The following is a 24645-nucleotide window of genomic DNA, read 5'->3' as shown; positions in this document are numbered from 1 at the left end:
TTCAGTGTCTTCGGTGTCCGGCCACGTGACCGCGATCGACACATCGTCGAGGCGTTGTCTTTGCGCGTCTCCACCGGTTCCCCGCAGATGGTCCACTGTGGACCTTACTGCTGCCGTGCCCGGTCCGGGCTTCGCGTCAGGTTGCCCAGGGTCGACGAGGAAAGATCTCCCCCGACGTCCGTCGTGCGCCCGTCGTCCCTGATCACGACGAGCGTCTGTTGCCGGGCTCGCGGCCCGCGGGCTGGGTCGGTCTGGGCAGCGAAGGGCACTCGGGAATCGGCAGACTCAGCCCCGGCCCGGGTTCGATGACGATCGGCTCGCCATGGTGCGACGTCGACAGCGCACCGCCGGAGATGTGGCGGTAGTGCGCGGTGTCCCGTTTGATCTCGACCTGGACGCGGGTGCGGTGCACACACATGCGGAACGACACCCGGTCGAGCTCCGAAGGCAGTCGCGGCGCGAACGTGGGAGTGCCGCCGTGGTCGCGGAAACCGCCCAGCCCCGCCACGACCCCGGCCCACGCGCCCGCCAGGGAAGCCATGTGCAGCCCGTTGCGGACGTTGTCGTGCAGGTCCGCGAGGTCGGTCATCGCCGCCTCGAAGATGTAGTCGTAGGCGAGGCCCAGATGCCCGACCTCGGCCGCCAGCACTGCCTGCGTTCCCGCCGACAGCGACGAGTCCCGCACCGTCCGCGCCTCGTAGTAGGCGAAGTTCGCGGCCTTCTGCTCGGGCGTGAACGCGTCGCCGCGCAGGTGCATCGCGAGGACCAGGTCGGCCTGCTTGACGACCTGTTTGCGGTAGAGGTCGAAGTACGGATAGTGCAGCAGCAGCGGGTACTTCTCCTTCGGCGTGGCCTCGAAATCCCACTCCGCGTGCTGGGTGAAGCCCTCCGACTGCGGGTGCACCCCGAGGAGATCGTCGAACGGGATGACCATCTCCTCGGCCGCGCGTCGCCACGCCTCGATCTCGTCGGGGAAGACCCCCAGCCGCTCGGCGACCTCCGGGTTGCGCCCGCACGCGGCCGCCGCCTCGACCAGGTTCCGTTGCGCCATCAGGTTTGTGTAGACGTTGTTGTCGACGACCGCGGTGTACTCGTCCGGCCCGGTGACGCCGTCGATGCGGAACCCGCCGTGCTGGTCGTGGTGCCCGAGCGAAACCCACAGCCGCGCGGTCTCCACCAACAGTTCCGTGCCGTACTCCCGGTCGAAGGTGTCGTCGGCGCACGCGGCGGTGTAACGGGCCGCGGCGTCGGCGACCGCGGCGCTGACGTGGAACGCGGCCGTCCCGGCGGGCCAGTACGCCGAGCACTCCGCACCGGTGATCGACCGCCAGGGAAACGCCGCACCGCGTTTGCCCAGCACTCGCGCCCGCTCGCGCGCCTGCGGCAGCGTGCTGTGCCGCCACCGCAGGGCGTCGCGCGCCGCGTCGGGCATCGTGTACGTGAGCACCGGCAGCACGAAGGTCTCCGTGTCCCAGAAGGCATGCCCGTCGTATCCGGGGCCGGTGAGCCCCTTGCCCGCGATGGCCCGGCTTTCCCCGCGCGCTCCCGCCTGCAGGATGTGGAACAGGGCGAACCGGACGGCCTGCTGCAGCCGCTCGTCCCCGTCGATCTCGATGTCGGCGGCGGTCCAGAAGTCGTCGAGGAACGTGCGCTGCTCACGCAGCAGCCCGTCCCAGCCGGTCTGCCGCGCGCCCGCCAGCGCCGCCTCCACCTGCGAGCGCAGCGCGGGCACCGACCGCTGCGCCGACCAGCCGTAGCCGAGGTACTTGACCAGCCGCAGCTTCCCGCCCGCGGGCACGTCGACCGCCGCGGTCAGCCGGGCCAGGTCGCCCTCGGCGCGGATGTCGGTGCGCATGCCGTCGGAGGTATCGATCTCGTGGTCCATCCCGGCCGCCACCCGCAGGCCGGACTCCCGCGTGTGGTGCACCAGTACCGCGCCGTACCCGTCGGCGGTGGCGAAGTCGGCGACCAGCGGCGAGCGCAGCGCGGCGGCGACCCGCGGGTCCTTGCCGCGCGACACGATCGGCTCATTGGCCAGCAAGTCGGACTGCACGACGAGCTGCAGGTCGTCCGCGGGTTCGATCTCGTAGTGGATCGCGGCGACCGCGCGCTGGGTGAACGACACGATGCGCTGCGACCGGATGCGGACCCGGCGGCCGGTCGGCGACTCCCACACGGTGTCCCGGCTCAGGATCCCGGAGCGGAAGTCGATCCACCGCTGGTGGGCGAGGGTGCGGCCGTAGCGCAGGTCCAGCGGCTCGTCCTCGACCAGCAGGCGGATGATCTTGCCGTCGGTGACGTTGACGATCGTCTGGCCGTCCTCGGGGTAGCCGTACCCGATCTCGGCGTACGGCAGCGCGTGCGACTCGTAGAACCCGTTGAGGTAGGTGCCCGGCAACCCGACGGGCTCGCCTTCCTCCAGTGCGCCGCGCATACCGATGTGCCCGTTGGCCAGCGCGAACGTGGACTCGGTCCGGTGTAGCTGGTCGATCGCGAGGCCGCGCCACCGCAGCTCCCACGGCGAGATCTCGTAGCCGTTCACGACTCGTCCAGCAGTTCGGCCAGGTCGAGCACGACGATGTCGGCCCCGTTCGCGCGCAGTTCCTCGGCCTGGTCGGCGCGGTTCACGCCGACGACGAAGCGGAACCCGCCGTCGCGGCCCGCCTTGACCCCGGCCAGCGCGTCCTCGAACACCGCCGTCGTCGCGGGGGTCGCGCCGAGGTCGGCCGCGCCTGCGATGAACGAGTCCGGCGCGGGTTTGCCGCGCAGCTTGCGCTCGCCGATCGTCAGCCCGTCGATCCGCGCCTGCACGAACCGGGTCAGCCCGGCCGCGTCGAGCACCCGCGCGCCGTTCGCCGACGAGGTGACCACGCCGATGGCGAGCCCGGCCTTGTGCGCGGCCTCCAGATACGCCACCGAGCCGGGGAACGGCTGGACACCCTGGTCTTCGATGATCCTCAGCACCAGTCCGTTCTTGCGGTTGCCGACACCGTTGACGGTCGGATCGTTCGGATCGTCGTCGGGCAGGCCTTCCGGCAGCGTGATCCCGCGCGAAGCGAGGAAGGTGCGCACCCCGTCGGCGCGCGGCCTTCCGTCCACATAGGCGGCGTAGTCGCGCTCGCTGAACGGCGGCTCATCCGGCCCCGCGTGGGCGGCCAGGAACTCGTCGAAAGTCTGCTTCCAGGCGATCTCGTGCAGTGCGGCCGTGCTGGTCAGCACACCGTCGAGGTCGAACAGGCAGGCGGTCACATCGTCTGGCAATCCGATCACCAGTCCGACGCTACCGGCGCGCCGCCCAGTCGGCAGGACGCGCGATCACCGGGTCCCGGTGATGATCGGGACGATGTGGGCGTGGGCGAACTCCATCAGGTCGGCCTCAGTGTCCAGGGCGAGGTCGGCCCGGGGCGTGACGATGAAGGAGTGCGCCAGCCGCACCACGATCTCGGCGCGGGCGCGGAAGTCCCCGGCGGGGGCGAGCAGGCCGTCGTCGACCGCCTTGTCGAGCAGTTCGACCAGCCCGGTGATCGCCAGCGACATGGCGCCACCCGCCTCGGTGGTCACCTTCGGCAGCGCGGTGTCCGGCTCCAGCTTCAGCAGCCGGTTGAACAGGGGATGGATCCACAGGACGTGCACGATCCGGGCGAAGACGACCGCGATCCGGCCCGCCGCCGTGTCCGCCTTGTCGGCCACCAGGAACACCTCGTCGAAGGCGCGGCGGGCTTCCCGGTTGGACACCGCCACCACGACATCGCTCTTCGACCCGAGTCGCCGGTAGACGGTCACCCGGTCGACCCTGGCCCGACGCGCGATGTCCTCCAGCGTGGTGCGGCGGATGCCTACATCGGTGAAGAGATCACGCGCGGCATCGAGGATCCGGCTGGTCGACAAGTCGCTCACAGGCTCACCTTACTGCAACATTGCAACATCACATGTTGCATCGTACAGTCGGCGGATGCTGCGAACCGTGCGGTCACCGTGGATGGACGACGAGTTGGCCGCCGTGCGCGACCTGGCTCGCACCTACTTCACCAAGGAGGTCGCCCCGCACGAGGAGCGGTTCATCGAGCAGGGCCATCCCGACCGCGAGCTGTACGCGCGGGCGGGGGAGCTGGGCCTCAACTGCATGTCCATCCCCGAGGACTACGGCGGCGGTGGGGGAACGTTCGCCAGTGAGATCGTGCTGATCGAGGAGCAGGTCCGCGCGGGCGACCACGCGATGGGCTTCGTCGTGCACGCCGGCATCGTCGCGCACTACCTGCTCGCCTACGCCTCCGACGGGCAGAAGAAGCGGTGGCTGCCCAAACTCGCGAGCGGCGAGTGGGTCGGCTCCATCGCGATGACCGAGCCCGGCACCGGCTCGGACCTGCAGGCGATCGCCACCCGTGCCACCAAGGACGGCGACGACTACGTCATCAGCGGCGCCAAGACGTTCATCACCAACGGCGCCCTGTGCGACCTGGTGATCATCGCCTGCAAGACCGGCGACGCCGCCGGGGCGGCGGGCATCAGCCTGGTCGTCGCCGAGGTCGCCGACGACACCCCCGGATTCCAGCGTGGCCGGATTCTGCACAAGATCGGCAACCAGGGTCAGGACACCGCCGAGCTGTTCTTCGACGGACTTCGCGTGCCCCAGGCGAACCTTCTCGGCCCGGCCGAGGGCACCGGCTTCGTCCAGCTGATGCGGCAACTCCCGCAGGAACGCCTGCTGACCGGCGCGTTGGCTGTCGCGTCCATGGAGGTCGCGGTCGACCTGACGGTCGAGGACACCAAGCGGCGGGAGGCGTTCGGCAAACCGCTCTTCGCCATGCAGAACACCAGGTTCGAGCTCGCCGAGTGCGCCACCATCACCCGGGTCGGCCGGACCTTCCTCGACGACTGCATCGGCAAACACCTGCGTGGTGAGCTGGATGTGCCGACCGCGGCGATGGTCAAGTACTGGCTCACCGATCGCCAAGGCGAGGTCGCCGACCGGTGCCTGCAGCTGTTCGGCGGCTACGGGTACATGGCCGAGTACCCGATCTCCCAGATCTACACCGGCGCCCGCGTCATGCGGATTCTGGCCGGAGCCAACGAAGTCATGAAAGACCTGATCGCCCGCTCGCTGTGAGCCCGAGGAGTGCCATGACATTCGAGGCCATCACGTATGCGCTCGAGGACCGGATCGCCACGGTCACGCTCAACCGTCCCGAAGCCCGGAACGGCTACACCAACCAGATGGCCGACGAACTCGCCGCGGCCTTCGCTCTCGCCGACGCCGACGACGAAGTCCGCGTCGTCGTGATCGCCGCCAACGGCAAGGACTTCTGCGTCGGCATGGACATGTCGGGCGGCGACGCCCCGGACTTCACCGCGCCCGACTGGATCGAACCGGCGACCCGCGCGACCCGGCCGCTGTCGCGCCTCGACAAACCGGTCATCGCCGCCATCCAGGGCTCAGCCGTCGGCGTGGGCTCAACCTTGGTCCTGCCCGCGGACTTCCGCATCGCCGCGTCCAACGCCCGCTTCGGCTTCGTCTTCCCGCGGCGGGGTTTGTTCCCGGAGGGCGGTTCGACGTGGTTCCTGCCGCGCATCGTCGGGTTGGGGCGGGCGCAGGACTGGATGCTCACCGGGCGGCTGATTCCGGTTGACGAGGCGCTCGCAGCGGGGTTGGTGACACAGGTGGTCGCGCCGGAGATGTTGCTGGAGAGGGCTTATGGGCTTGCCCGGGACCTGATCGCGAACACCGCGGCGGTGTCGGAGGCGGTGATCCGCCGGACGTTGCTCCACATGCTCGGTGAGCCTTCACCGGAGGCATCGTTCCAGTTGGACTCGAAACTCATCGCGCACGCCTTCGGAACGGCGGACACGATCGAGGGGATCATGTCGTTCCTGCAGAAGCGGGCGCCGGAGTTCACCGGGTTGGTCAGCAAGGACCTGCCGGACTTCGTTCCCTGGCGATGATCGGTCCGCGGTCCGGGAAGTCCCTACCGCTGTGCCCGCTCAGGCAGCCGGACCACCCATCCCGCGATCTGCGCCCGTGTGTTGAACCCGAGCTTCGCCAAGATGTGCGCCACATGCGTCTCCGCTGTCCGGGGCGCGATGAACAGTCTCGCCGCGATGTCCTTGTTGGTCAGCCCCTGCGCGATGAGCCCCGCGATCTCCGCTTCCCGTCGCGTCAGTGGTCCGAAGTCGCCTGCGACCGGGGTGATCGTGGGCACCGTATCGTTCAGCGCGACCCGGACCGCCTCGCGACGGGGCATCGCGCGGCCGGTCGCGCGGGCATCGGTGAACGCCGCTTCCCCAAGGGCCTCGCGGGTGGCGGCGATGGCGTCGCGGCGGCGGCCGCTGAGCCAGCCGACCTCCTCGGGGTCGGTTCCCAGGGCCGTCCACATCGAGTCGGCCGCGCCCAGCAGCAAGGCGCACCGTCGGTGTTCGCCCTTGTCGGCGGCGATCAGGACGAGGTTGGTCACCAGGAACGCCTCGACGATCCGGTTGTCGATCAGGCCCGTGAGCCGCAGCGCGGGCAGAGTCGCCCGGTGGGCCGACGCCGAATCGCCGTAGAGGATCTCGATGGAGCTCAGCGCCCACAGGGCCAGCGAGTGGTACGACACCTCGCCCATCCGCTCGCAGGTCGCGATGGTCTCCCGCAGCCGGATCCGCCCCTTGTCGGGGTCGCCGCACAGCGCTGTGGCCAGCGCGCCCAGGTAGGCGGCGAACAGTTCGCCGTTGAGCACCCCCGACTCGCGGAACACCGCCCGCGCGTCGTCCAGCAGGTCGCGCGCCCGCGCCCCGTCGAAGGCGAACAGGGCCGCCATTCCGCGCACGACAGCGAGGTACGCACCCTCGGTCCGGTCCGCGCACAGTTCCTCCGCCTCGGCCAACAGCCGTTCGGCGGCTTCCCGGTCGCCTTGCAGCAGCGCGAACATCCCGTGGAGACGCAGCGCGCCGACCCGCCCGGGCGCGCGGGCGGGAGTGAGCGCGAGCGTGCGGTCGATCCACATCCGGGCCTCGCTGTAGAGGCTGCGGATGCCCCAGTACGGCCCGATCCGGGTCGCCATCACCAGCCCGGCGGTCGCCTCGCCCGGCTCGGTCACGCAGAAGTCCAGCGCCGCCCGAAGGTTCGCGTGTTCATTGCGCAGCCGCGCGACCCACGCGATCTGGTCCTTGCCGACCCACCCGCTCTCCAACCGCGCGGTCAGCTCGGCGTACCAATCGCGGTGCAGGCGGCGGACCCGGTCCGCGTCGCCGGACGCCACCAGCCGGTCGTGCCCGTACTCGCGCAGTGTCTCCAGCATCCGGTACCGGGCCAGGCCGTCCTGTTCCTCGCGGACCAGGATCGACTTGTCCAGCAGCGCGTCGACCAGGTCGAGCACCAGCCCGGGTTCGACCCCGGCGCCACCGCACACCTGCTCGGCGGCCTCAAGACCGAAGGTCCCCGAGAACACCGACGCGCGCGCCCACACCAGCCGCTCGGGCTCGGAGCACAGCTGGTGGCTCCAGTCGATCATCGCCCGCAGCGTCTGCTGCCGCGGCGGGCCGGTGCGCCTGCCCACCGTCAGCAGCGACATCGGCCTGGTCAGCCGCCCCGCGATCTGGCCCAGCGACAGCGACCGCAGCCGCACCGCGGCCAGCTCGATGGCCAGCGGAAGCCCTTCGAGCGCGCGGCACACCCGGGCGATGTCCCGGCAGTTCCCGTCGGTGACGGTGAACCCGGGCACGACCGCGGCCGCCCGGTCGGCGAAGAGGCGCACCGAGTCGAACCGCTGCGCGTCCGCCGCGCTGACCACCTCGTCGACCCCCGGCGCCGCCAGCGGCAACACCGAGAGCAGCCGCTCACCGGCGATGCCGAGTGACTGCCTGCTCGTGGCCAGCACCGCCAGCCGCGGGCACGCGGAGACCAGGGCGGCGACGAACGCGCCGCACGCGCCGACCAGGTGCTCGCAGTTGTCCAGCACCAGCAGCGTCCGCCGGTCCCGCAGGTGCTCGACCACCGCGTCCACGGCGGGCCGGGCGGACTGGTCGCGCAGCCCCAGCCGGTCGGCGACGGTGCTCGCCAGCAGCTGCGGATCGCCCAGGTCGGCCAGCTCGATGAACGCGACACCGTCGTTGAAGCGCGCCTCGGTCGCGACCCGGGCCGCCAATCTGCTCTTTCCCACCCCACCGGGCCCGACCAGGGTGACGATCGGGCCCGCGGCGAGCAGCTTCCTCGCGACAGCCAGCTCCTCGTCGCGACCGACGTAGCTCGTGCGGTCGACCGGGAGCGGCTCAGGACCCTCGTGCATCAAGCGATCTTAACGATGTATTGAAGATCCGCTTTACATACCGAACCGCCCGCTCCGGGGGCATCGGTCGGCGGGCGGTTCGGTCGTTCAACGAACAACTAATGGCCAGGCTACGGCCGCGCGGCGGTTTGTTCGAGCAGTTCGTGCCGCGGCTCGGGAACCGATTCCTCCTGGTCATCGACCAGTGACGCTTCGTCGAACGGTGCCTGCCCGGCGAACACCAGAGCGGCCTGAGCGCGGTCGAATTCCTTGGTCCAAGTGCCGACCAGGACGGTGGCGACGGCGTTGCCGGCGAAGTTGGTCAGCGCCCGGGCCTCGGACATGAACCGGTCGATACCGACGATCAGGCCGACGCCGTCGACCAGTTCCGGCCGGTGCGACTGCAGCCCGCCCGCGAGGGTGGCCAGACCGGCTCCGGTCACGCCCGCCGCGCCCTTGGACGCGATGATCATGAACAGCAGCAGTGAGATCTGCTCGCCCGCCGAGAGTGGGTTGCCCATGGCGTTCGCGACGAACAACGTCGCCATCGTCAGGTAGATCGCGGTGCCGTCGAGGTTGAACGAGTAGCCGGTGGGCACCGTGATGCCGACGACCGGCTTGCTGACGCCCAGGTGCTCCATCTTCGCGATGAGCCGCGGCAGCGCGACCTCGGACGACGACGTCGACAGGATCAGCACGAACTCGCGGCCCAGGTAGCGCAGCAGCGAGAACAGGTTGACCCGCGAGACCAGCCACAGCAGCAGACCCAGGACCACCACGACGAACAGCAGGCAGGTCGCGTAGAAGCCCAGCATGATCACCGCGAGGCTCTTCAGCGCCGCCAGCCCGGTCTCGCCGACCACGGCCGCGATCGCGCCGAACGCGCCGATCGGCGCCGCCCACATGATCATGCCCAGCACCCGGAACACCAGCGTCTGGATATGCCCGATGCCGCGCAGCACCGGCTCTCCGCGCGAACCGAGGGCCAGCAGCCCGAACCCGACGAGCAGCGCGACGAACAGCGTCTGCAGCACCGAGCCCTCGGTGAACGCCGACACCAGCGTCTTCGGGATGATCCCGAGCAGGAAGTCAGTTGTTCCCTCGGCCGACTTGACCTGCGCCTCGCCCTTCGCGGCGACCGCCTCGGTCAGCTGCAGCCCGTCGCCGGGGTGCAGGATGTTGCCCACGACCAGGCCGATGCCCAGCGCGACGGTCGACATGACCATGAAGTAGCCCAGCGCCAGGCCGCCGACCTTGCCGATCTTGCTCGCCCGCGCCACCGAACCGACGCCCAGCACGATCGTGCAGAAGATGATCGGGCTGATCATCATCTTGATCAGGTTGACGAACGCCGTGCCCAGCGGCTTCAACGACTTCGCGAGGTCCGGCGCCGCGAAGCCGACGGTGATCCCGAGGATGACGGCGGCGATGACGGCCAGGTAGAGGTAGTGGGTTCGGTCTCGGCGGCGGGGCTCGGTGCGTGTCGACACGGTGGGGGCCTCTCTGTGGGCTGGTTGCCGAACACCGTCTCCTTTGCTGTGGCCGCGGTCACGATTGAGTTCATAGCGTTCACACTGGCGTCATGAAGCAGTGGAGCTTGGCCCGGCAGCTCTTGGTCGTCCAGGTGGTGATCGTGGGTTTGCTGGTGGCCGCGAGCGCGGCCCTGGCCTGGGCGGATGTCGCCGACCGGGCCGAGGAGTCGAGTGCCGCGGAGGTGACGGCGCTGGCCAAGGCGATCGCGGGCGGGCCGACTGTCGCGACCGCCGTGGCGGGCCTCGACCCGACCGCGGTGCTGCAGCCCTACGCCGAGCGCGTGCGCGCCGACACCGGGGTCGACTTCATCACGATCATGAGCACCGACGGTGTCCGTTACACCCACCCAAACCCGGCGATGATCGGCGGCCGGTTCCTCGGCAACACCGCGGAGGCTCTCGCGGGCCGGGCGTTCACCGAGACCTACACCGGCACCCTCGGGCCGTCGGTGCGCGCGGTCGTGCCGGTGACGGCCATGGCTGACGGCAGGGTGATCGCCCTGGTCAGCGCCGGGATCAGCGTCTCGGCGATCAGCGCGGAAGTCGCCGACCGGGTGCTGTGGCTGGTCGTCATCGCCGCGGTGATCCTCGTCCTCGGCGCGCTCGCCACCTACCTCGTCAGCAGGCGGCTGCGGCGGCAGACCGGAGGACTGGCCCCAGCCGAGCTGCGCCGGATGATCGGCTACCACGAGTCGATCCTGCACGCCGTCCGCGAGGGCCTGGTGCTGGTCGATGACGACCACCGGGTCACGCTGTGCAACGACGGTGTCCGCGCCCTGCTCGACCTGCCCGCCGACGCCGACGGCAAGCGCGTCGACGAACTCGGCCTACCGCAAGCCCTGGTCGAGCGGCTGCTCTCGGACACCGAGATGCACGACGAACTGCACCTGACCGACACCCGCATGCTGGTCGTCAACTCCTCGACCGTGCACCACGACGGCCGCGCGCTGGGCACGGTCGTGACCCTGCGCGACCGCACCGACCTGCAGGCCCTGACCGGCGAACTCGACACCGTGCGCGGCTTCGCCGAAGCTCTCCGCGCGCAGGCGCACGAGGCCGCGAACCGGCTGCACACGGTTGTGTCGCTGGTCGAACTCGGGCGGCCCGCGGAGGCCGTCGAGTTCGCCACGGGGGAGCTGGCCATCGCCCAACGGCTGACCGACCAGGTCGTCGGCGCGGTCGCCGAGCCCATCCTTGCCGCCCTGTTGCTGGGCAAGGCGGCGGACGCGAGCGAGCGCGGGGTCGAGCTGATCGTCGCGGAGGACACCGAGATCGCCGACCAGGGCGGGGTGCCCGCGCGGGACCTGGTCACCATCCTCGGCAACCTGGTCGACAACGCCGTCGACGCCGCCGCGGACAGCGAGGGCCGGTGGGTCCGGATCAGCGCCCACAGCGACGCCGACGAACTGGTCCTACGGGTCGCCGACAGCGGGGCCGGGCTCCCGGAGGAGGTGCGCGACCAGGCCTTCCGGCGTGGTTGGTCGACCAAGCCGGGGGATTCCCGGGGGCTGGGCCTGGCCCTGGTCGGCCAAGCGGTGCGGCGGGCGGGCGGAACGGTCGAGGTGGGACGTGACGTGGGTGCGGTGTTCACTGTGCGCCTGCCGAGAGGAGAGCGGACGTGATCACTGTGGGGCGCTTGCTGGGGCGGTTCGCCGATGTCCGGCGGGAGGAGCGGCCGTGATCACCGTGCTCGTGGTCGAGGACAACACCGTCGCCGCCGAGGCGCACCGGCTCTATGTGGGGCGGGTGCCCGGTTTCACCGTCGCCGGTGTCGTCCACTCAGGACGCGATGCCCTGCGCTTCCTCGACGCGACCCCGGTCGACCTGGTCCTGCTCGACCTGTACCTGCCCGACGCCCACGGCCTCGAAGTCGTCCGCGCCCTGCGCGCCAACGGGCACGCCGCCGACGTGATCACCGTGACCTCCGCCCGAGACCTCAACGTCGTGCGCGCGGCGGTGTCCGCGGGCGTCGTGCAGTACCTGCTCAAGCCCTTCACCTTCGCGGGCCTGCGCGAGAAACTCGACGGCTACGCCCGCTTCCGCGCCCACGTCCGGCACGGCGAGGCCACCGGACAGTCCGATGTGGACGAGGCGTTCGGCGCCCTGCGCGGGTCGGAAAACCTCGTGCTGCCCAAGGGAATGAGCGCCCCGACGCTGGACCTCGTCATCAGCGCCGTCCGGGCCGCCCCGGAGGGACTGCCCGCCACCGCGGCGGCCGACGAGGTCGGGGTCTCCCGGGTCACCGCCCGACGCTATCTCGAGTACCTCGCCGACAACGGCCAGGTCGCCCGCAAACCCCGCTACGGCACCGTCGGCAGACCCGAGGTCTGGTACGTCTGGAGTCGCTGAGCCCGCAGGCCGAGATAGGTGAACGCCGCCAGCCCGATCGCGGCCCCGGCCATCAGGGCGATCGGCATCCAGTTGACGACACCCTCGGTGTACACCGGAGAGGTGGGCCTGGCGTTCCAGATCCAGTCGACCGTGCCCAGGGCCGCGCCGAGCATGACCCCGATGACGCCGCCGGCCACCGCCGACGGCCCGTCGCACACGGCCGCGGCGCCCGCGACCGCCGCGGCGATCACCGCCGCCACCACGAACTGCTGCCACACCGGGTCTCTGGGGCCCGCCGCGTCGGCCAGGTAGAGCGCCACCGCGCCGACGAGCGCGGCCCCGGCCCCGAGGTATCCCCGGATCGACGGAAGTGCGAGCGCGACGCCCACGGCGAGGCCGGCCAGGATCAACAGCCACGACGTCAAGCCCAGCCCCGGGGCCGGTTCGTCGCCGCTGATGCTGAGGAACAGGAGGTAGAACACGACTGTCCCGGCGCTCGCCACCAAGGCGCCGAGCGACAGCGCGCCGAGGGCGAGACGCGGTCCGGCCCACGCCGTGAGCGCGACGACAGCCACCACCGCCACGAGGGCGACGATGCCGGTCTCCCGGAGGCGAGTGGCGAATGCCGCGAAGTCATCGATGGGCGGGGGCCCAGCGAGGACATAGCGGCGAAAGCGACCGGAATGAGCGATGCGGCCGCCGCCGCGATGACAACGCGCCCGGAGATCTGGGCGTGTTCGCTCCTGAACCGGGCGCCGAGGGCCAGCAAGGCCGACGCGCACAGGACGGTCGCCGCGGCCATGGCGAACAGCAGAGTCAAGTCCGCTACCGGACGGCCATATTCGACCACGCCCAGGACATACCGGAGCGTGTGCGTCACGACCGCCAGACCCGCGACCGCCGCGGCGAGCGCCCGCGCGCCGGACCGGGCGAGCCACCCGGCCGCGCCGAGGACACCGAGTAGTGCCGTCGTTCCCACGAGGCTCGCGATGAGGGCGGTCACCGCACGGTCAGCCGTGCCGGACAGCAACCCGACCGATACCGCGCAGAGGGATTCGCCCAGCAGGACCCACCGCCACCCCCCGTCCGGCCACCACCAGATCGCCGCGAGGGCCGCGAGAACGACCACCGGGGCCACGAGCGCGAACAACCATGGAGTGGGTGCGTTGACCATCGTCATCCGCGACGCTTCCAGCGGCAGGGCGATGGCGGGGAGGACGAGCAGGGCGGTCCCGATGAGGACGGCCGTCGTCGGGGCCCGCGGGTCGACTGTGGTCACCGGTGAAAGCTAGACGTCGGCAGGCGTCGGCGTCGCCGCAGTTGCCGAGTCGTGACGACCCTCAGTAAACCGGCCCGGTGAACTTCTCCCCAGGGCCATGTCCCGGCTCGTCGGGAAAGGCCGACGACTCCCGGAACGCCCGCTGCAGCGACTGCAGCCCGTCCCGGATCGGCCCGGCGTGCGGCCCGAGGTACTCGACCGACGCGGTCACCAGCCCCGCGAGCGCCGTGATGAGCCGCCGCGCCTCGTCCAGGTCGCGGTGCGGGCTGCTCTCCGGGTCGGCGTCAGCCAGGCCGAGACGCTCCGCCGAGGCCGACATGAGCATCACCGCGGCCCGGCTGATCACCTCCACGCTGGGAATACTCGCCAGGTCCCGGTCGTTCTCCTCAAGGCTCTCGTTCACCAGGATCTCCCGTGGTTTGTCGGTGGTCGCCGCTAATTTGATCGACATGTCCCGCTTCCGTCTTCAGTCGACGCCCGCTCAGGAGCGAGTGTTGCTGGAGCACTGTGGACATGCCCGGTTTGTGTGGAATCTCGCAGTGGAGCAGCACGCTCACTGGAGGACAGGGCGACGGGCGGCGCCGGGATTCGTTGCGCAGTGCCGTCAGTTGACCGAGGCGCGAGCGGCGAACGCCTGGCTGGCCGCAGGGTCGGTGACCGTGCAGCAGCAGGCACTGAAGGACTTCACCCAGGCGATGGCCAACTTTGTCCGCCGGACCCATCGACGGCCGGCCTGGCGCCGACGCGGGCGCGGCGAAGGCTTCCGGATCGTCGCGGTCAAACCGGGCGATGTGCGCCGGATCTCCCGCAAGGTCGGCGAGGTAAAGGTGCCCAAGGTCGGTTGGGTGCGGTTCCGTTGGTCGCGTGCGGTTGCCGACGGGGTGAAGTCCTACCGCGTCACTCGGGACGGAGCGCGGCGCTGGCATATCGCGTTCAACGTGCTGCCAACCCCGATACCTCCACCTGGCGCTGGTGCGGTTGTGGGCGTGGATCGCGGTGTCGTGGTCTCGGCGGCGCTGTCCACCGGGGAACTGCTGAGCGCGCCCACTCTGCGTGGAACCGAGAAAGCCCGGCTGCTGCGCCTGCAACGCAAGCTTGCGCGGGCTCAGCGCGGCTCCAACCGGCGCGGCAAGGTCAAGACGGCGATCGCGAGGCTCAGGGCCCGCGAAACCGACCGGCGCAAGGACTGGGTGGAGAAGATCAGCACCCGCCTGGCCCGGGAGTTCGATGTGATCGCGTTCGAGGACCTCAAGATCAGCAAGATGACCCGGTCGGCTAGGGGCACGCTCGACGTCCCCGGTCGGGGTGTTCGGCAGAAGGCGGGCCTGAACCGGGGCATCCTGGCCAATGGGTGGGGCCTGCTGGTGACCCGCTTGGAGCACAAGGCCCCGGGTCGGGTGGTGAAGGTCGATCCGCGGTTTACGAGTCAGCGTTGTTCGGCGTGCGGGGTAGTGGATCGGGAGGCGCGCGAGAGCCAAGCCGCCTTCCGGTGCCGGTCCTGCGGTTTCGCTGCCAATGCGGACGTGAACGCGGCACTGAATATTCGATTCGCGGCAGGGCATGCCGTGGCTGCACGGGGAGGCCCGCCGTTGGGTGAGCCAATGAACCGTGAACCTCAACGCGACCTCCTCCTCGTGCGGTAGTCGCTGTTGGTATCCCCGGCCACTGGCGGGGGAGGATGTCAAGGTCTGCTACCATTCCACGTGCGACCAGCCCCCGTTAGCGCGGGGGCGGCAAAGTGGAGCCCCCGCTCCCACCCGAGTCACCGCGAGGCGGCCGGGTCCGGTCACTGAAAACCGCCGTTCATTCGGTGTGTTGTTGGTGTACTCGACGGTGTCCTAACCGACGCCAATGTCGAGGATCGGTCGGAAGCGGGCCCCGCATGCCATCAGGCATCGGGGCTCGATGTAGTTCAGGGGACCTCACTCGCGCGCTGTCATATCACTGGACCGAGGAGGCCCCATCAGCACGGAGACACGCATCAACGACCGCATCCGCGTGCCGGAAGTCCGACTTGTCGGACCCAACGGCGAGCAGGTCGGAATCGTCCGCATCGAGGACGCCCTCCGGCTCGCGCAGGAAGCGGATCTTGATCTCGTGGAGGTCGCACCTCAGGCGCGCCCGCCGGTATGCAAGCTCATGGACTTCGGAAAGTTCAAGTACGAGAGCGCGCAGAAGGCCCGGGAGTCCCGGCGCAACCAGGTGCTCACCGTCATCAAGGAGCAGAAGCTCCGGCCCAAGATCGATTCCCACGACTACGAGACCAAGAAGCGCAACGTTGTTCGCTTCCTCGAGCACGGGAACAAGGTCAAGGTCACCATCATGTTCCGCGGCCGCGAGCAGTCCCGCCCTGAGTTGGGCTTCCGACTGCTGCAGCGGCTCGCCGAGGACGTGGAGGAGCTGGGCTTCGTCGAGTCGTCCGCGAAGCAGGACGGCCGAAACATGATCATGGTGTTGGCGCCGCACAAGAACCTTAAGCCCAAGCCCAAGGCGACCGAGGGCGCGGACTCCGACGAACTGAGCGACAGCTCGACCGAGGAGCCCTAGACCGGTCCGCCGGTCGACGAACACCCCCGATTGGCTGCCGCCCCGAGTGCCACCAAGGCTCGGGACGGCACGAGACGAGGAACCAACATGCCGAAGATGAAGACCCATTCCGGGGCCTCCAAGCGAGTCCGCGTCACCGGTAAGGGCAAGCTCCGCCGCCAGCAGGCAGGCCTTCGCCACAAGCTGGAGAAGAAGCCCACCTCGCTGACCCGCAGGCTCTCCGGCACCGCCGAGGTCGCGAAGGTCGACGAGAAGCGCCTCAACCGGATGCTTGCTCGCTAAGACACCCCCGAATGCCCACCGGGCGGATCACTCCGCCCACTAGATCGACAGGACGGAACCGTGGCACGCGTCAAGCGGGCGGTCAACGCCCAAAAGAAGCGCCGCACGACTCTCGAGCTCGCCAGCGGTTACCGCGGCCAGCGCTCGCGGCTGTACCGCAAGGCCAAGGAGCAGGTGCTCCACTCGCTCAACTACGCCTACCGGGACCGTCGGGCCCGCAAGGGTGACTTCCGCAAGCTCTGGATCCAGCGGATCAACGCCGCCGCGCGCCAGAACGGCATGAGCTACAACCGCTTCATCGAGGGCCTTCGGGTCGGCGGTGTCGAGGTCGACCGCAAGATCCTGGCCGAGCTCGCCGTGAGCGACCCGACCGCGTTCACCGCGCTGGTCGAGATCGCCCGCGTCAACGCCGGTACTCAGGGCAAGGCCGCCGAGGCCGAGGCAGCTTCCTGAGCATGCGCTCGCAGCGACCCGGGGTGGAACCGTTCACTGAACGGACCCCCCGGGTCGCTGCCGCTCGCGCCCTGACTCGCCGCGCGGGTCGGGACAAGGCAGGCCGCTTCCTGGTCGAGGGCGCCCAGGCGGTACGTGAAGCCCTGGCCTACGGACGGGTCCACGAGCTGTTCGTGACCCCAGAGGCGGCTACGCGCAACGCCGAACTGCTCGACTCGGTGAGCGTGCCGGTCTCGTACGTCAACGACAAGGCCGCGTCCGGTCTGTCGGAAACCATTACGCCGCAAGGCATCATCGCGGTCTGTGACGTGCTCGACCAGCCGTTGGGATCGCTCGCGGGTCCACTGGTCGCGGTCATGGTCGGCGTCTCCGACCCGGGCAACGCGGGCACCGTGACCCGAGTGGCGGACGCGGCGGGTGCTTGCGCGGTCGTGTTCGCGGGCGACACCGTCGACCCGCACAACGGCAAGTGCGTGCGAGCGTCGACCGGCAGCGTCTTCCACCTGCCGTTGATCCGTTCCCGCGACACCGCCGCCGTCTTCGACGCCTGCCGCTCAGCAGGTCTGCGCCTGGTCGCGGCGGACGGCCACGCCACCCAGGACCTCTTTGAGGCCACCGGCGAGCTGACGGAACCGACCGCCTGGGTCTTCGGCAGCGAGGCTCACGGCCTGGACGACCACGTGCTGTCCCAGATGGACTCGGTGGTGAAGGTCCCCCTGTACGGCGCCGCCGAGAGCTTGAATCTCGCCACCGCCGCCGCGGTGTGCCTCTACGCCAGCGCCCGCGCCCACCGCGCTTAAAGTCACGGCCCTCCGACCGACGAGTTTCGGCCGCGCCGACAGTCTCATTCGTAGACACTTGGTCGAGCGAAGGAGCAGCCCGTGAACAACGACGTCTGGCCGATGGTGCACGCCGAGCGAGCGGCACTGATCGAAGACCTCACCCGCCTGGGCGACGAACAGTGGGACACGCCGTCACTGTGCGAGGGCTGGACCGTCCACGACGTCGTAGCCCACCTGATCAACACAGCCAAGACGACGCGGGTCAGCTTCGTGACCACCTTCATCCGCGCCCGCTTCGACTTCCACCGCCAGAACGCCTCCGGCGTAGAACGCGAACGCGGCGCCACCCCGGCGGAGACCCTGAACCGCCTGCGTCAGGTGGTGTCACGCACGTCGACCCCACCGGCCCCACTCGACACCAGACTCGTCGAGGAAGTCCTCCACGGCGAGGACATCCGCCGCCCCCTGGGCATCACCCACACGTACGCGCCGGAGGCGGTGATCCGGTCGCTCCAACTGCAGGCCCGCACCCCGGCGTCCTTTGGTGGAGCCAAGGAACTGGTTTCCGGCCTCCGGTTGACGGCCACGGACGCGGACCTGACGATCGGCGAGGGCGCGGAGGCCAGTGGACCCGCACTTGCCTTGCTCCTGGCCATTTCCGGTCGCCGGGTGGCGTTGGACGAGCTTTCCGGGCCGGGAGTAGTCAGGCTGGCGGTCTGACGATCTGCCTACGCTGGCGAGTCAGGGGCTGCGCACGGGGGAGTTGCACGTCGTCGGCGCTGAATCAGTTGGGGCAGATGATGATCACGGTTGGTCCTTTGTCCACGTGTGCGGTGACTCAAGCCCAGATCGCGCAAGAGGGGCCGTCGCTGAGGATTTCGGGGTTGTCCGGCCAGCACCGAGCCTCACCACGTGCGACGCGGTGTGCGGACGAGACGCAGACGGCGGCATCGAGAACCTCGTCCAGGGCGGCGAGCCGCTGTCAGATCTGTTTCGCTCTGATGCGTACCGCGCCGCCTTCCGCCGCCGCACCAACTGATTTCACCCAGAGGCCGCAGCCAACGCGTCCTGGCGAGCCGGCCTCGTCAGCGGCGTGGACCCGGTGTCCAACTCGTGGAAGAGTGCGGCTTCTCGGGCCTGGGCGCCGTAGGCCTCGGGCCGAGGCCGCTCCGCTACTCGGCGATCCAGTGCGACGAGTCGGCGGTCTTGGTCGCTAGTGCCATCTCGTGTACCTTCCCACCGTGGTTACATGCCGCCGCGGTCAGGATTCCTTGTCCCGCAACAGTTGTACGGGACCCGCGCAGCCGAATTACCGCCAGCTCTCGCACTGACGCCCAAGCCCGTCGAGGATCAGGTCGAGTCCGATCTCGAACTCCTTGGTGTAATCCGGTATCCGGGTGTGTTCGGCGATCATCTCGGCGAGGTGCGGGAACTCGTCGCCGGGCAGCTGGTTTAGGACCGACCCCGCCACGTCCTCAAGTTCGGCCGATGACGTGAACGGCAGGCTGAGCTGCTGGAGCGTGAACCCGTAGACGTAGCTGTCCAGCACCGAGAACGCATGGGCCGCACCGGAAATCGAGAAGCCGCCGGACCGAAGGCTGCCGATCACCGCGTTGTGGTGGCGCAGCGTCGCGTGTCCCGGATTCGTCCGCGAGTCCATCAGGCTGATCGCCCAGGGGTGCCGCATCAGCGCGTCGCGCATCGAGGCCGCCCGTTCGCGCATCGCGGGCCGCCAGTCGGCGTCGTCGGACGGGAGTTCGATCTCGGCGAAGACGAGGTCGACCATGCCGTCGAGGATCAGGTCCTTGTTGCGGAAGTGGTGGTACAGCGACATCGCCTCGACACCGAGCCGTTCGGCGAGCTTGCGCATGCTCGGCACGCCCGCGCCCGTCTCGTCCGCCAACGCGACCGCCGTGTGCAGCACCAGTTCCTTGCTGAGCGCGGGGCGGCGGGGCGGGTCGGTGGCCACGAGGTCTCCTGTCTGACGGCTTGACAACCTTACACCGCAAGGTACAGCCTTACGCTGTAAGTCGCAGCGAGTCGAGGAGCTTGGAAATGGGCAAGAAGCTGTGCGTCATCGGCGCGTCCGGGAAGCTCGGGCGCCATCTGGTTCGGCACGCGTTGGACCGCGGATACGAGGTCGTGGGCGTGTGCCGGGAGAAGAGCGTGCCCAAGCTCGCCGAGTTCGAGGGACGGATCACGGTGATCCCCGGCCCGACCGACGACCGCGCGGTCATCGCCAAGGCGGTGAACGGATGCGACGCCGTGCTCACGGTCCTGGTGCCATGGGGGAGAAGCCACCTGGCCACTGGCACGGCCCAGGCCGTCCTCGACCACGCCCGGCCGGGCGCCCGCCTGATCTTCTCCTGCGGCTGGCACATCACCCGCGACGGGAAGGACGTGTACCCCTGGACGTTCAAGGCGTACGCGGCCGTGTTCGGCAGGCTGGCGAAGCTCATCCGGCTCGTCGACGTGGACGACCAGGTGGAGGCGTGCAGGCGGGTTTTCGCCAGTGACACCAGGTGGACGGTCGTGCGGGGCAGCGACCTGGAGGACGGCGAAAGCCAGGGTCTCCCGGTGTGGCGCGGACACGTCGGCGACCCGGCCCTGGCAAGCAACCGGACTCGGCGCGTGGACTACGCCCTGTTCATGGTCGAGGCGGTGGAGGACGACACCCTCGTCCACGAGGCCCCGGCCATCGTCGGCAGGCTGACCCCGTCGGCCCTCGCGCACGCGGGCAGGCAGGCGTGAGCCCGAGAACGCTCGCGAGGATCGCGGGGTCGCTGTATCTGATGGTCGCCGTGCTCACCATCTTCGCCGGACTGGTGAACACGAGCGTCGTGGAGCAGGCGGCCACAGCCGACAGCATCGAGGCCTCGGCGACCTTGTACCGCCTCGGCTTCGTCGGCGAGTTGGTCGGGGCCGCGGCCTTCCTTCTGACCGCCATGGCATTGTTCGCGTTGCTCAAGCACGTCAGCCAGGCGGCGGCCGCGGCGATGGTCGTCTTCGTCGCGGTCAGTGTCGCGATCCAAAGCCTCAACCTGCTCAACCAGAAGACGGCGTTGGCGATCGCCACCAGCCGGACCGGTTCGGATCACCTGGCCACGCTGTTCATCGAAATGCAGCGTGACGGGTACCTCATCGCCCAGGTCTACTTCGGCCTGTGGCTGCTGCCGCTGGCGTACCTGATCGTCAAATCGGGCTACTTCCCGAAGGTGTTGGGTGTGCTGCTGGTGATCGGCTGCGCCGGCCACCTCGTGGATGTCCTCGCCCGCTTCCTCGCCCCCGAGTTCGGCGCGACCATCTCACCGTTCGCCATGACCCCGGCGGCGGTCGCGGAACTCACGTTCATCGCGTGGCTGCTGGTCAAGGCTGTTCCCCGGTCGCGCGTCGCGGCTGATCAGGCACAATCGCCCGCATGGTGACTGAGACGACGGTGGCCGGGGTCATGGCCGAGTTGGCCGCTCTCGAGGACCCGAAGATACGCGCGGTCAACGAGAGACACGGCGACGATCACGGGGTGAACCTCACCAAGCTGCGCGCGCTCGCGAAGCGGTTGAGGACGCAGCAGGACCTCGCACTCGGGCTCTGGGCGACGGGGGACACCGCGGCGAGACTCCTGGCGATTCTGATCTGTCGGCCGAAGTCATTCGAGCGCGCCGGGTTGGACGTCATGCTGCGTGACGCGCGCGTCCCCAAGGTGCACGACTGGCTCGTGAACTACGTGGTGAAGAAGACGCCGCACGCCGAGGAACTGCGCCTGACCTGGTTCGCCGACCCGGACCCGGTGGTCGCGAGCGCGGGCTGGGCGCTGACGTCCGAGCGCGTGGTGAAGAACCCCGAGGGCCTTGATCTCGAAGGGCTGCTCGATGTCATCGAGGCGGAGATGAAGGGGGCGCCAGACCGGCTGCAGTGGGCGATGAACCACTGCCTGGCCCAGATCGGCATCGAGCACCCCGACCACCGGGCGCGTGCGATCGACATCGGCGAACGCCTGCAGGTGCTCAAGGACTACCCGACCCCGCCGAACTGCACGTCCCCGTTCGCGCCGACCTGGATCGCCGAGATAGTGCGCCGACAGCACGCCAAATAGCAGGTTCGCGACACCTGTCCGATCGGGGGCCAGGAAGATGGCCCCGAGCCGCGTGTGGCGACTCGGGGCCCCGATGACCTGACCCTAATCCTCTTCAGGTCCTTCGGCGTCGACCGTGTGGTTCACGTTCAGGGTGATCTCGACGGTCTCGTCTTCGAACTTCTTGTTCACCACAACGTCTGATTCCTCAACTTTCACCTGGAACCCGTCGGGCTTCGCTGTGGTGTCGGCGGGTGTCGGCTCGAGTTCGGCCATGGGACTCTCCTGATCATCGGCTTGCTGCTCGCCAAGATCATGTCAGTCCGGCCTACTGGGACAGGCGGTCGGTGAGTTCGCGGACCAGGGGGTCGGTGTCCACCGTTTTCGCCTGTTCCTCCAACGTCCGCGCCAATGTCCCCAACACCGCCCCGACAGTCGCGTCCCCGGCGTCGTCGGTCAGCAATGCCGCCGCCCGCCGGGCATCGGACTCGGCCGCCGCGAGTTGCCCGAGGTCCAACCGCAGCCGGGCCGCGCGGCCGGCCAGGAAGGCATGCCACTCGCTGTTTCCCAACCGGACCGCGTACTCCTCCGTGCGCTGGTTGACTTCCAGGGCCTCGGCGAAGCGCTGGTGGTGGGCCAGCAGCGCCACCCGGAACCCGATCACATCAGCCTGCTGGTCCAACGCGCCCGGCACCGAGTCGTCGGGCAGCAGGTTCGCGGCTTCGTCCAGCGCCAGCAGGCCCGCCTGCAGGTCGTCCAACCCGGCCGCGTGTGCGAGCTTGACCAGGGATTCCGCCGCCGCCACCGGGTTGTCCGCGATCTGCCACGTCGCCGCCGACTCGCGGAAGGACGCCGCCGCCCCCGGGTAGTCCCCGAGTTCGAGCCGGGCGTCGCCGAGTTGGAACAGCACGTGGGCGCGCAGGCCGTGGTCGCCGTCGTCCGCCGTGGCCAGGACCGCGTCGAAGTGGTTGGCGGCGCCGTCGAACTCGCCGAGGTTTCGGCACGCCAGGGCCAACCGGTAGTGGATGTCGGCCACCGGGCCGACGAACGCCGTGGGCATCAGCCGCAGCGCTTCCTCCAGCGTCTCCGCCGCCTCGATGTCCCGCCCGGCCGCCAGATACCCCGCAGACAGGTGCAGACACGCCTGCCCGACCGCCCCCGGGGTCAGGTAGGTGCGGGCGGCGGCGACCGCGTCGATCAGCACCGGCAGGTGGGATCCGGCGAGGTCGGTCTGGTCGAGCAGGCTCGCCGACTGCATCAGCGCCTCGGCCACCCACGGCCCCGGGTACGTGCGCGCCACCTCGACGAAGTGCGCGAACTGCTCGACGGACTCCTCGATCCGCCCGAGGTTGGCCAGCAGCCGCGCCCGGTGGCCGCTCACCGCGAGCCGGGTCGACTCCGGCCACCGGTCGGCGTCGGCCGCGAGCGCCTCGATGATCTTCAGCGAGCCTTCAAGGTCTCCCTTGCGCTCCAACAGTTCCGCGCGTGCCTTGCGGACGCCGCCGAGCCGGTTCGGCGCCTGCGCGACGGCGATCCGCTCGGCTTCGTCCACTTCGGACGAAGCGCGTTCCGGATCGGTTTCGGCGAGCAGGTCCGCCGTGGCCAGGTGGGCCCGCATGACCCCGATCGGGTCGCCCACGCGGCGGGAGATCTCCAGGGCCAGGCGCGCGTGCTCGGCGGCGTCGTCGGGCCGTTCGACCGAACTCAGCAGGTCGGCGAGGAACGAGTGCAGCCGCGCCGCCGCCGCGTCCTCACCCGCGGCGGTGAGCCGCACGAGGATGCCGTTGAGGCTGTCGATCAGCTCCTCAGGCCTGGCGCGGCGCGCGAGCCAGGTGCGGTGCACGGCGACCCGGGCGGCGAGCCCGTCGGGCAGCAGACCGTCGAGGTCGGCGGGCAGCGCGGCCAGTAGCCGGGCCCCGGTGAACAGGCTGCCGCCGTCCATCGCGACGCACGCGCGCTCGGCGACGTCCACCGGGTCGGCCAGGTCCTCCGGATCGGAATCCCTAAGCGGGACAACGGTTCCCGGCACAGCGAGCACGATCGGCTCGGCGTCGGGCAGCGCCAGGGTCTCCTCGACCCGGCGACTCGCGGCGTCGGTCCCGTTGCGCTCGTCGAACTTCTTCGCCGTGCCGCGCGCTGTCTCGACGCAGTGCGCCCACAGCTCCTCGCCGGTGAGCGCCTGCTCGCCGAGCCGGAACATCCGGTCCGCGCGGTCGGGGACCCGGCTCAGCAGCAGGGCGGCGGCGGCCGCGAAGTCCTGGCGCACCTTCGGGCTGGGCGGGCCGGCGAGCACGTCGAGGTTGCGGCTCAGGATGTCCAGCCCGCGCGCGGCGTTGCCGGTCAGCGCGCAGAACCGCAGGTGCGCGTGCAGCGCCGACCGGGCCTGCGGGGTGTCGCGCACCACCCGGTACGACACCAGGTGCGCGTGGGCGGCCTCATCGAGCCTGCCGGTGGCGAGGTATGCCTCCAGCAGCGACGCCATCACCCCGTGCGGCTGCTCGGCGCAGTCCGACGGCTCGGTGAGCACCGAGCCGGCCGCGTCGATGGCTTCGGTGAACCGCTTGCGGGAGACGAAGTACCCGACCTGGCTGTCCACGACGCACGCCGCGCAGTCGCTCATCTCGTCCGGCTCCGCCGCCCGCCACGCGGCGAAGTGCGCGTCCGCGGCCTCCGTGTCGCCGATGTGGTGGGCGACCGCGCGCAGCTTGTCGTGCACCGGATGCAGCGAATACCCCTGCTGCCGGTAGCGCTCGGCGAGTTCCTCCACCACGGAGCCGATCTGCTCCAGGCTGAACCGTGGATCGCCGAGCAGACCCGTCGGCAGCCACTTGTGCATCCAGTTGAACTGGTGCAGCGCCCACTCGTCGAAGGCCTCCGGGTGCAGCCGCTCGGTGGTGCGCAGCCAGGCGAACGGGGTGAGCATCAGGTCGTAGCGGCGGATCTCCCGGTAGGCGTTGACCAGGACCAGCCGGGCTGCGACGGCGTAGTCGGTGAAGCCCGCCGCGTCGGCCGCGCGCGCCGCTCGCTCCAGCGCCTCGCACTTGGCTTGGCCCGCGGGCATCGATTCGGTCGCGTGCACCATGTGCGCGACACGGTCACGGGACTCGTCGGGCTCTGACGTGGACAT

25 protein-coding genes are annotated in these 24645 nt (G+C 69.9%); 14 read left to right on the top strand and 11 right to left on the bottom strand.

All coding sequences use genetic code 11. The features are described from left to right. Positions 1 to 202: 202 nt before the first annotated feature. The 3 genes from GPZ80_RS23395 to GPZ80_RS23385 are packed head-to-tail and all read right to left on the bottom strand — an operon-like array spanning position 203 to position 3897. A complete protein-coding gene (locus tag GPZ80_RS23395) occupies positions 203 to 2542 on the bottom strand; it encodes a glycoside hydrolase family 65 protein (RefSeq protein ID WP_187223210.1) in 2340 nt (779 codons plus the stop codon). After that, on the bottom strand, positions 2539 to 3270 hold the full coding sequence (locus GPZ80_RS23390; protein ID WP_187223209.1) for a beta-phosphoglucomutase family hydrolase: 732 nt from the start codon (positions 3268 to 3270) through the stop codon (positions 2539 to 2541). The genes GPZ80_RS23395 and GPZ80_RS23390 overlap by 4 nt, the downstream gene beginning before the upstream one ends. 45 nt (positions 3271 to 3315) lie before the next feature. Next, positions 3316 to 3897: a TetR/AcrR family transcriptional regulator gene (locus tag GPZ80_RS23385; protein ID WP_187223208.1), complete on the bottom strand. Its 582-nt coding sequence runs from the start codon at positions 3895 to 3897 to the stop codon at positions 3316 to 3318. Between the two features lie 55 nt (positions 3898 to 3952). Here GPZ80_RS23385 and GPZ80_RS23380 point away from each other — a divergent pair, with 55 nt between their 5' ends. Further along, positions 3953 to 5107, top strand: a complete 1155-nt coding sequence (locus GPZ80_RS23380) for an acyl-CoA dehydrogenase family protein (RefSeq protein WP_246477390.1) — start codon at positions 3953 to 3955, stop codon at positions 5105 to 5107. A 14-nt stretch (positions 5108 to 5121) separates the two neighbouring features. After that, entirely contained in the window at positions 5122 to 5940 is an 819-nt protein-coding gene (locus GPZ80_RS23375; protein WP_187223207.1) for an enoyl-CoA hydratase-related protein, read from the top strand. Between the two features lie 23 nt (positions 5941 to 5963). On the opposite strand, the gene GPZ80_RS23370 is transcribed toward GPZ80_RS23375, so the two are convergent. Together GPZ80_RS23370 and GPZ80_RS23365 are read right to left on the bottom strand one after the other, a co-directional pair. Beyond that, on the bottom strand, positions 5964 to 8261 hold the full coding sequence (locus tag GPZ80_RS23370) for an ATP-binding protein (protein ID WP_187223206.1): 2298 nt from the start codon (positions 8259 to 8261) through the stop codon (positions 5964 to 5966). Positions 8262 to 8371: 110 nt separating this feature from the next. Next, on the bottom strand, positions 8372 to 9730 hold the full coding sequence (locus tag GPZ80_RS23365) for a cation:dicarboxylate symporter family transporter (RefSeq protein ID WP_187223205.1): 1359 nt from the start codon (positions 9728 to 9730) through the stop codon (positions 8372 to 8374). Between the two features lie 92 nt (positions 9731 to 9822). Between GPZ80_RS23365 and GPZ80_RS23360 the strand changes: the two genes are divergently transcribed. Together GPZ80_RS23360 and GPZ80_RS23355 are read left to right on the top strand one after the other, a co-directional pair. Further along, positions 9823 to 11394 carry a sensor histidine kinase gene (locus tag GPZ80_RS23360; protein WP_187223204.1) on the top strand — a complete coding sequence of 524 codons (1572 nt, stop codon included), beginning with the start codon at positions 9823 to 9825 and terminating at the stop codon, positions 11392 to 11394. 55 nt (positions 11395 to 11449) lie between these two features. After that, positions 11450 to 12121, top strand: a complete 672-nt coding sequence (locus GPZ80_RS23355; RefSeq protein WP_187223203.1) for a response regulator — start codon at positions 11450 to 11452, stop codon at positions 12119 to 12121. On the opposite strand, the gene GPZ80_RS23350 is transcribed toward GPZ80_RS23355, so the two are convergent. After that, on the bottom strand, positions 12073 to 12687 hold the full coding sequence (locus tag GPZ80_RS23350) for a hypothetical protein (RefSeq protein ID WP_187223202.1): 615 nt from the start codon (positions 12685 to 12687) through the stop codon (positions 12073 to 12075). The two genes, GPZ80_RS23355 and GPZ80_RS23350, sit on opposite strands and share 49 nt — an antisense overlap. Positions 12688 to 12836: 149 nt before the next feature. Here GPZ80_RS23350 and GPZ80_RS23345 point away from each other — a divergent pair, with 149 nt between their 5' ends. Further along, a complete protein-coding gene (locus tag GPZ80_RS23345; protein ID WP_187223201.1) occupies positions 12837 to 13067 on the top strand; it encodes a hypothetical protein in 231 nt (76 codons plus the stop codon). A 376-nt stretch (positions 13068 to 13443) separates the two neighbouring features. Here the strand turns inward: GPZ80_RS23345 and GPZ80_RS23340 are convergent, their stop codons facing one another. Beyond that, positions 13444 to 13833, bottom strand: coding sequence for a DUF1844 domain-containing protein (locus GPZ80_RS23340; protein WP_222719746.1), 390 nt, complete (start codon positions 13831 to 13833; stop codon positions 13444 to 13446). Between GPZ80_RS23340 and GPZ80_RS23335 the strand changes: the two genes are divergently transcribed. The 6 genes from GPZ80_RS23335 to GPZ80_RS23310 all read left to right on the top strand — a co-directional run bounded on the left by GPZ80_RS23335 (position 13832) and on the right by GPZ80_RS23310 (position 18166). Continuing rightward, the gene (locus GPZ80_RS23335) at positions 13832 to 15025 is read left to right on the top strand and encodes an RNA-guided endonuclease InsQ/TnpB family protein (protein ID WP_187223200.1); all 1194 of its coding nucleotides are present in this window, start codon (positions 13832 to 13834) and stop codon (positions 15023 to 15025) included. The genes GPZ80_RS23340 and GPZ80_RS23335 overlap by 2 nt on opposite strands. A 301-nt stretch (positions 15026 to 15326) precedes the next feature. Beyond that, entirely contained in the window at positions 15327 to 15929 is a 603-nt protein-coding gene (gene infC / locus GPZ80_RS23330; RefSeq protein ID WP_187223288.1) for a translation initiation factor IF-3, read from the top strand. A gap of 87 nt (positions 15930 to 16016) precedes the next feature. After that, complete coding sequence (gene rpmI / locus GPZ80_RS23325; RefSeq protein ID WP_187223199.1) at positions 16017 to 16211, top strand: 50S ribosomal protein L35; 195 nt, start codon at positions 16017 to 16019, stop codon at positions 16209 to 16211. A gap of 60 nt (positions 16212 to 16271) precedes the next feature. Next, entirely contained in the window at positions 16272 to 16664 is a 393-nt protein-coding gene (gene rplT, locus GPZ80_RS23320) for a 50S ribosomal protein L20 (protein WP_187223198.1), read from the top strand. Positions 16665 to 16666: 2 nt separating this feature from the next. Beyond that, on the top strand, positions 16667 to 17464 hold the full coding sequence (locus GPZ80_RS23315) for a TrmH family RNA methyltransferase (protein WP_187223197.1): 798 nt from the start codon (positions 16667 to 16669) through the stop codon (positions 17462 to 17464). Positions 17465 to 17545: 81 nt separating this feature from the next. Further along, entirely contained in the window at positions 17546 to 18166 is a 621-nt protein-coding gene (locus tag GPZ80_RS23310; RefSeq protein ID WP_312880522.1) for a maleylpyruvate isomerase family mycothiol-dependent enzyme, read from the top strand. 118 nt (positions 18167 to 18284) lie between these two features. On the opposite strand, the gene GPZ80_RS34085 is transcribed toward GPZ80_RS23310, so the two are convergent. Next, a complete protein-coding gene (locus GPZ80_RS34085) occupies positions 18285 to 18413 on the bottom strand; it encodes a DUF429 domain-containing protein (RefSeq protein WP_187223286.1) in 129 nt (42 codons plus the stop codon). Between the two features lie 342 nt (positions 18414 to 18755). Next, a complete protein-coding gene (locus tag GPZ80_RS23300) occupies positions 18756 to 19415 on the bottom strand; it encodes a TetR/AcrR family transcriptional regulator (RefSeq protein WP_187223196.1) in 660 nt (219 codons plus the stop codon). 86 nt (positions 19416 to 19501) lie between these two features. On the opposite strand from GPZ80_RS23300, the gene GPZ80_RS23295 reads away from it, so the two are divergent. Genes GPZ80_RS23295 through GPZ80_RS23285 form a run of 3 tightly spaced genes read left to right on the top strand, consistent with a single transcriptional unit; the run spans position 19502 to position 21539 of the window. Then, on the top strand, positions 19502 to 20197 hold the full coding sequence (locus tag GPZ80_RS23295; protein ID WP_187223195.1) for an NAD(P)-dependent oxidoreductase: 696 nt from the start codon (positions 19502 to 19504) through the stop codon (positions 20195 to 20197). Beyond that, positions 20194 to 20871: a DUF4386 domain-containing protein gene (locus GPZ80_RS23290; protein WP_312880521.1), complete on the top strand. Its 678-nt coding sequence runs from the start codon at positions 20194 to 20196 to the stop codon at positions 20869 to 20871. The genes GPZ80_RS23295 and GPZ80_RS23290 overlap by 4 nt, the downstream gene beginning before the upstream one ends. Continuing rightward, positions 20868 to 21539 carry a DNA alkylation repair protein gene (locus tag GPZ80_RS23285; RefSeq protein ID WP_312880531.1) on the top strand — a complete coding sequence of 224 codons (672 nt, stop codon included), beginning with the start codon at positions 20868 to 20870 and terminating at the stop codon, positions 21537 to 21539. Before GPZ80_RS23290 ends, GPZ80_RS23285 begins: the two co-directional genes overlap by 4 nt. Before the next feature lie 84 nt (positions 21540 to 21623). On the opposite strand, the gene GPZ80_RS23280 is transcribed toward GPZ80_RS23285, so the two are convergent. Then, positions 21624 to 21794: a hypothetical protein gene (locus GPZ80_RS23280; RefSeq protein ID WP_187223193.1), complete on the bottom strand. Its 171-nt coding sequence runs from the start codon at positions 21792 to 21794 to the stop codon at positions 21624 to 21626. Positions 21795 to 21846: 52 nt separating this feature from the next. Next, positions 21847 to 24645 carry a tetratricopeptide repeat protein gene (locus GPZ80_RS23275; protein WP_187223192.1) on the bottom strand — a complete coding sequence of 933 codons (2799 nt, stop codon included), beginning with the start codon at positions 24643 to 24645 and terminating at the stop codon, positions 21847 to 21849.

The organism is Actinokineospora xionganensis, from assembly GCF_014323725.1.
GTDB classification, from domain to species: Bacteria; Actinomycetota; Actinomycetes; order Mycobacteriales; family Pseudonocardiaceae; genus Actinokineospora; species Actinokineospora xionganensis.
Note: the sequence above shows the minus strand (reverse complement) of the source record. Positions and strands in the feature narration are given on the sequence as shown.